Here is a 5,858-nt window from a genome sequence, read left to right as displayed (position 1 = left end):
GGGGTGTCGGTGGAGGTCGCCGCCCGGCTCGGGATGCCGCAGGCCACCGCCTTCGACCTGCACGCGGCCTGCGCCGGGTTCGTCTACGGCCTGGACCACGCCGCCGCGCTGATCGAGACCGGCCGGGCCGGGGCGGTGCTGGTCTGCGGCGCCGACGCGCTGACCCGGATCACCGACCACGAGGACCGCGGCACCGCGGTGCTGCTGGCGGACGGCGCCGGCGCCGCCGTGGTCGCCGACGTGCCCGGCGCGCCCGAACCGTGCTTCTCGCTCGGCAGCGACGGCGAGCAGATCCCGCTGCTGTACGCCGACCGGGACGACCGCAAGCTGCGGATGGACGGCCGGGAGGTGTTCGACCACGCGGTGGAGAAGATGTCCGCCGCCACCCGGGAGGTGCTCGCCCGGCGCAGCCTGACCTGCGAGGACCTCGACCTGTTCGTCGCCCACCAGGCCAACGCCCGGATCGTGCGCGCGGTCGGCAAGGAGGTGGGGCTGCCCCCGGAGCGGCTCTACCTGAACGTCCACCGGGTCGCCAACACCTCGGCGGCCTCGATCCCGCTGGGCCTGACCCACGCCCGCGAGGAGGGCCTGCTGGACGGCCCGAAGCTGCTCGGCCTCGCCGCCTTCGGCGCGGGCATCACCTGGGGCGCCGGGGTGATCGGCTGGCGGCCGGGCGCCGGCGCCGACCGGGAGGCGCGGGCGTGAAGACCCCCCGGTTCCCCGTGATCGCCGAGATCGCCGCGCCCGACGGGGCCCGGCTCACCGTCCGGGCACTGGCCCGGCCCGAACCGGCCGCCCCGGTGGTGATCGTCCTGCCGGCGATGGGAACGGCCGCCCGGCACTACACCCCGCTGGTCCGCGCCCTGCACGCGGCCGGCCTGAGCGTGGCCACCTGCGACCTGCGCGGCCACGGCGAGAGCCGGCCGGTGCCGCGGCACGGGGTCGCCTTCGGCTTCCGCGAGCTGGTCGAGCACGACTTCGGGGCGGTGCTCGACGCGGTCGCCGGGGTGTTCCCGGGCGCGCCGCGCCTCCTGCTCGGGCACAGCCTGGGCGGGCAGCTGGGCCTGGTGCACTGCGGCGTCTTCCGGCCCCGGCTCGCCGGCGCGGTGCTGGTGGCCAGTGGATCGGCCTGGTACCGGACCTTCGGCCCGCGGGCGGGCCTGCGACGGCTGGCACTGAGCCAGTTCTCGATCGTCGCCTCGGCGGTGGTCGGGTACTGGCCGGGCGAGCGGTTCGGCTTCGGCGGCCGCGAGTCGGCCCGGCTGATGCGGGACTGGGCGCGGCAGATGCGCACCGGCCGCTACCGGGTGCGCGGCGCGGTCACCGACTACGAACGGGCGCTGGCCCGGGTCGACCTGCCGGTGCTGGCCGTGGACGTGCAGGGCGACGAGCTCGCGCCGCCGCGGGCCGTCGACCACCTGTGCGCCAAGCTGCCGTCGGCCCGGGTGGAGCGCTGGAGTTACACCGCCGAACAGGCGGACGGCCGCCCGCTGGACCACTTCCGCTGGATCCGGCACAACCGCGGGCTGGTGGAGCGGATCGCGCCGTGGATGCTCGCCGCCGCCGCGGGCGCCGCCGCGGGCGCCGCCGCGGGCGCCGCTTCGGGCGCCGCTTCGGGCGCCGCTTCGGGCGACGCCTCGGGCGCCGACGAGAGCGTCGGTGAGCGCACCGGCGAGAGCGCCGCGCCGCGCGGCGGCGTCCGACCGACCGTATGACGATGAGACCGAGCCCCGCCGCCCCGAGGAGCGCCCGCATGTCCGCCGTCCCCGACCCGTCCGACAGAAACGCCGACGCGCCGCACGGCGGCCCCGGCCGACCGCCCGGCCTCCCCGGCGACCCGCACGGCATTCCCGACCTGCTCACCGCGACCGCCGCGCGCTGTCCGGAACACCCCGTCCTGCGGCTCGACGAGGAGGTGCTGAGCTTCGCCGACCTGGACGCGCTCAGCGCCCGGGCCGCGCACTGGCTGGCCGGGCTCGGCGTCGCGCCCGGCGACCGGGTCGCCGTGCTGCTGCCGAACGTGCCGCAGTTCGCGGTGCTGTACTACGGCATCCTGCGCGCCGGGGCGGTGGTCGTCCCGATGAACCCGCTGCTCAAGGCCCGGGAGATCGAGCACTGCCTCGCCGACGCCGGGGCGGCCCTGCTGCTCGCCTGGCACGCGGGCACCGAGCAGGCGGTCGAGGGCGCGCGGCGCACCGGCACCCGGCTGGTCCCGGTCGAGCCCTCCGCGCTCGCCGCGACGCTCGCGGAACAGCCGGACGGCCCGCCCCGGACCGCGGGACGCGGGGGAGAGGACACCGCGGTCATCCTCTACACCTCCGGCACCACCGGGGCGCCCAAGGGCGCCGAACTGACCCACCGCAACATCGTGGCCAACGTCCGGGCCGGCGTCCAGGTGCTGGGGACGGTCGAGCGGGACGTGATCTTCGGCGGGCTGCCGCTGTTCCACTCCTTCGGCCAGGTGATCGGCCTCAACTGCGCGGTGGCCGTCGGGGCCTGCATGACCCTGGTGCGGCGCTTCGACCCGCAGGCCGCGCTCGCGGTGATCCAGCGCGACCGGGTGAGCGTCTTCCTCGGCGTCCCGACCATGTACACCCTGATGCTGACCCACCCGCAGCGCGCCGGGTACGACGTCTCCTCGCTGCGGGTGTGCCTGGGCGGCGGCGCGTCGATGCCGCCGGAGGTGCTGCGCGGCTTCGAGACCGACTTCGACTGCGTGGTGCTGGAGGGCTACGGGCTGTCCGAGTCCTCGCCGCTGGCCTGCGCCAACCGGAGCGACCGGGAGCGGATCGCGGGCACCATCGGCATCCCGATCGAGGGCGTGCGGATGCGCATCGTCGACGAGTCGGGCACCGAGGTGCCGGACGGCACGGTCGGCGAGGTGGTGATCCGGGGCCACAACGTGATGAAGGGCTACTGGCGCCGCCCCGACACCACCGCGCGGACCGTCCGGGACGGCTGGCTGCACACCGGGGACCTCGGCACCCGCGACGAGCGGGGCGACTTCCGGATCGTCGACCGCCGCAAGGACGTCGTGATCCGCGGCGGCTTCAACGTCTACCCGCGGGAGGTGGAGGACGTGCTGTACGAGCACCCGGCGGTCGCCGAGGCCACGGTGATCGGCGTCGCCCACCCCACGCTCGGCCAGGAGGTGGCCGCCGCCGTGGTCCTGCGCGCGGGCGCCTCGGCGACCCCGGAGGAGATCCGCGGCTTCGTCCGGGAGCGGGTGGCGCCGTACAAGTACCCGCGGCTGGTCTGGACGGTCGACGCGCTGCCCAAGGGGCCGACCGGAAAGATCCTCAAGCGCGAGGTCGTCGTGCCCGAGGAGGAGTCGAGCCGGCTCAAGAGCTGAGCGGGCCCGGGAGTTGAGCGGGCGCTGGAGCCGAACAGGCCCCGGCGCCGGTCGGCCCCGGCGGGTCGGGCGGCCCGGTCGGGCCGCCCGGGGCGGTCAGACCACCCGCCGCATCCAGCCGTGGACGTCCTCGGCGCGCCCGTACTGGATGTCCAGCATGTGCTCGCGGATCGCGACGGTCTGCTTGCCGGGCGAGCCGGTGCCGACGGTGAACTCGTAGCCCTCGCCCTTGAATCCGACGATCGGGGTGACCACCGCGGCCGTCCCGGCGGCGAACACCTCGGTGATCGTGCCGTCGGCGGCACCGGCCCGCAGCTCGGAGAGGGTGATCGGGCGCTCCACCGGGGTCAGCCCGAACTCGCCCGCCAGCGCCAGGATCGAGTCCCGGGTGACCCCGTCGAGGATGTTGCCCAGCGCGGGGGTGACCAGCTCGCCGGCCGAGGTGACCAGGCACAGGTTCATCGTGCCGGACTCCTCCAGGTCGCCCTCGCCGCCGGTGTCGTCCAGGAACAGCACCTGGTCGCAGCCGTGCTTGCGGGACTCCAACTGCGCGGCCAGGCTGGAGGCGTAGTTGCCGCCGCACTTGGCGGCGCCGGTGCCGCCCCGCCCGGCGCGGGTGTAGTTGCTGCTGACCCAGAGCGTGATGCCGGTGACGCCGCCGGCGAAGTACGGGCCGGCCGGGCTGGCGATGACCGAGTAGGCGATCTGCTCGGCGGGCCGGACGCCGAGGAAGGCCTCCGAGGCGAACATGAACGGCCGCAGGTAGAGGCTCTTCTCGTCGGCGGAGTCCGGCACCCACGCCTCGTCCGCGCGGACCAGTTCCCCGATGCTGTCGAGGAAGTCCTCCTCCGACAGCACCGGCAGGGCGAGCCGCTCGGCGGAGCGGGCGAAGCGGCGGGCGTTGAACTCCGGGCGGAACAGCCAGACGCTGCCGTCGGCGTGGCGGTAGGCCTTGAGCCCCTCGAAGATCTCCTGGGCGTAGTGCAGCACGGCGGCGCTCGGGTGCAGCGAGTACGGCACCAGCGCGGTGACCTTGCGGTCGTGCCAGCCCTCGGCGGGCGTCCAGGTGGCCGTGGCCATGTGGTCGGTGAAGAATTTGCCGAACCCCGGTGCGGCGAGGATGGTGCGTCGCTCCTCCTCGGGGACGGGATCGGTCGTCCGGAACAGAGGGAATGCGCGACTCATCGTCAACTCCTCGACACCACTGTGGAATCTGTGCGAACCGACGCCAATGACCGGCGCCATACCCGTCATGCTAACGGTCGTCAGCCGGACGTGATACGCCGCGACCCGGCCGAGCCCCGATCCGCCGGCTCCCGCGGGGGCCGACGGATCGCGGGATTCCGGGGTTCCCGGCCTACCGGTGGCCGGTGCGGAGGTCGCCGACCAGGCCGTCGAGGGCGGTGCGCAGGGCCCCGGAGTTGGCCTGGTCGAACCAGGTGGTGCGGATGCGCTCGTTGCTCCCGCCCGGGGTCTCGTGCTCGGCCGCGAGGCGCTCCAGCGAGCGGGTCCCGTCGCCGAGCGAGCGGCCGACGTCCTGGTAGATGCCGCGGACGAAGCGGTCGGCGTCCCCGGCGGGAATGCCCTGGTCGACGGCCCAGGAGACGAGCGTGGTGAGGAAGGCGTAGTGGGTGGTCTGGGTCGAGGTCAGTGCGGACAGGACGCTGAGCGCGACCTCGTCCGCGACCGGGAGCGCCCCGCCCAACCGCTCGAACAGGGCGTCCGCGTCGGGGTGCGAGGGGTGGACCACGGTGAGGCAGCGGCGCTCGCGCACGGTGGGCAGCGGGATGGCGTGGGTCACCGCCGCGTCGGTGGCCAGCACCCGGCGCAGCTCCCCGGTGCCGACGCCGGGCACCACATTGACCACGACCCGGTCGTCGGGCACGTGCAGGCCGGTCAGAGCCTCGCGCCAGTCCTGGCGGCGCAGGGCGATGATCACCAGCTCGGAGCCGTCCACCACCTCCTGGTTGTCGGCGCACACCCGTACGTCCTCGTACCGCTCGGCCAGCTCGGCCGCGGTCCGGGCGCCCCGCGGCGAGAGCAGGACCTCCGGCCCCGGGTCGTCCCCGTGGCGCAGGCCCGTCACGATGGCCCGGCCGATCTCGCCCACTCCGATGATGCCGACGCGCTTCACGGTCACTGCCTCCGGTGTGTGTGGTGGTCGCGCGGGCAGCTCGTCCTGCCCGTCGCGATCTTCTCCGCAGTAGTGTGACCACCGCGCCGCCCTGCGACACGCCGTCGCCGGCCCGGGCGCGAACCGACCCGGTACGCTCCGCCGGAACTCCCGCGCGCGGCCGGCTCTTCGACGACCGGCGGCACACCGCACCGTCCGCCGTGTCATCGACACGCGCGGTGACGGGTAGACCGTACGGGTGAACACCTTCGGCAGGACCATGGCCATGAACGCCGTCAAGGACTCCTCCCGCAGCCCGGGCCGTGCCCGCGCGCGGGGCGGGCGCACCGTCAAGGTGCTGCCGCCCGACCGGATCGGCGGGTCCCTCCCACC

The 5,858-nt window shown here is 75.0% G+C and carries 5 protein-coding genes; 3 read left to right on the top strand and 2 right to left on the bottom strand.

All coding sequences use genetic code 11. The annotated features are described in order from the left end of the window. The 3 genes from ACIQOV_RS23790 to ACIQOV_RS23780 all read left to right on the top strand — a co-directional run. On the top strand, nucleotides 1-705 hold a 705-nt coding region (locus ACIQOV_RS23790; RefSeq protein WP_401051501.1), incomplete at its 5' end, for a 3-oxoacyl-[acyl-carrier-protein] synthase III C-terminal domain-containing protein. Beyond that, nucleotides 702-1,715 carry an alpha/beta fold hydrolase gene (locus ACIQOV_RS23785; RefSeq protein ID WP_401051498.1) on the top strand — a complete coding sequence of 338 codons (1,014 nt, stop codon included), beginning with the start codon at nucleotides 702-704 and terminating at the stop codon, nucleotides 1,713-1,715. The genes ACIQOV_RS23790 and ACIQOV_RS23785, both read left to right, overlap by 4 nt. A gap of 38 nt (nucleotides 1,716-1,753) precedes the next feature. Continuing rightward, nucleotides 1,754-3,352 carry a long-chain fatty acid--CoA ligase gene (locus ACIQOV_RS23780; protein WP_401051496.1) on the top strand — a complete coding sequence of 533 codons (1,599 nt, stop codon included), beginning with the start codon at nucleotides 1,754-1,756 and terminating at the stop codon, nucleotides 3,350-3,352. A gap of 96 nt (nucleotides 3,353-3,448) precedes the next feature. On the opposite strand, the gene ACIQOV_RS23775 is transcribed toward ACIQOV_RS23780, so the two are convergent. Together ACIQOV_RS23775 and ACIQOV_RS23770 are read right to left on the bottom strand one after the other, a co-directional pair. Continuing rightward, nucleotides 3,449-4,537, bottom strand: coding sequence for a branched-chain amino acid aminotransferase (locus ACIQOV_RS23775; RefSeq protein ID WP_401051494.1), 1,089 nt, complete (start codon nucleotides 4,535-4,537; stop codon nucleotides 3,449-3,451). Nucleotides 4,538-4,709: 172 nt separating this feature from the next. After that, on the bottom strand, nucleotides 4,710-5,492 hold the full coding sequence (locus ACIQOV_RS23770; protein WP_401051491.1) for an NAD(P)-binding domain-containing protein: 783 nt from the start codon (nucleotides 5,490-5,492) through the stop codon (nucleotides 4,710-4,712). Nucleotides 5,493-5,858: the final 366 nt, after the last annotated feature.

It is taken from the genome of Kitasatospora sp. NPDC091257, assembly GCF_044757675.1.
GTDB lineage: Bacteria > Actinomycetota > Actinomycetes > Streptomycetales > Streptomycetaceae > Kitasatospora > Kitasatospora lactacystinica.
Note: the sequence above shows the minus strand (reverse complement) of the source record. Positions and strands in the feature narration are given on the sequence as shown.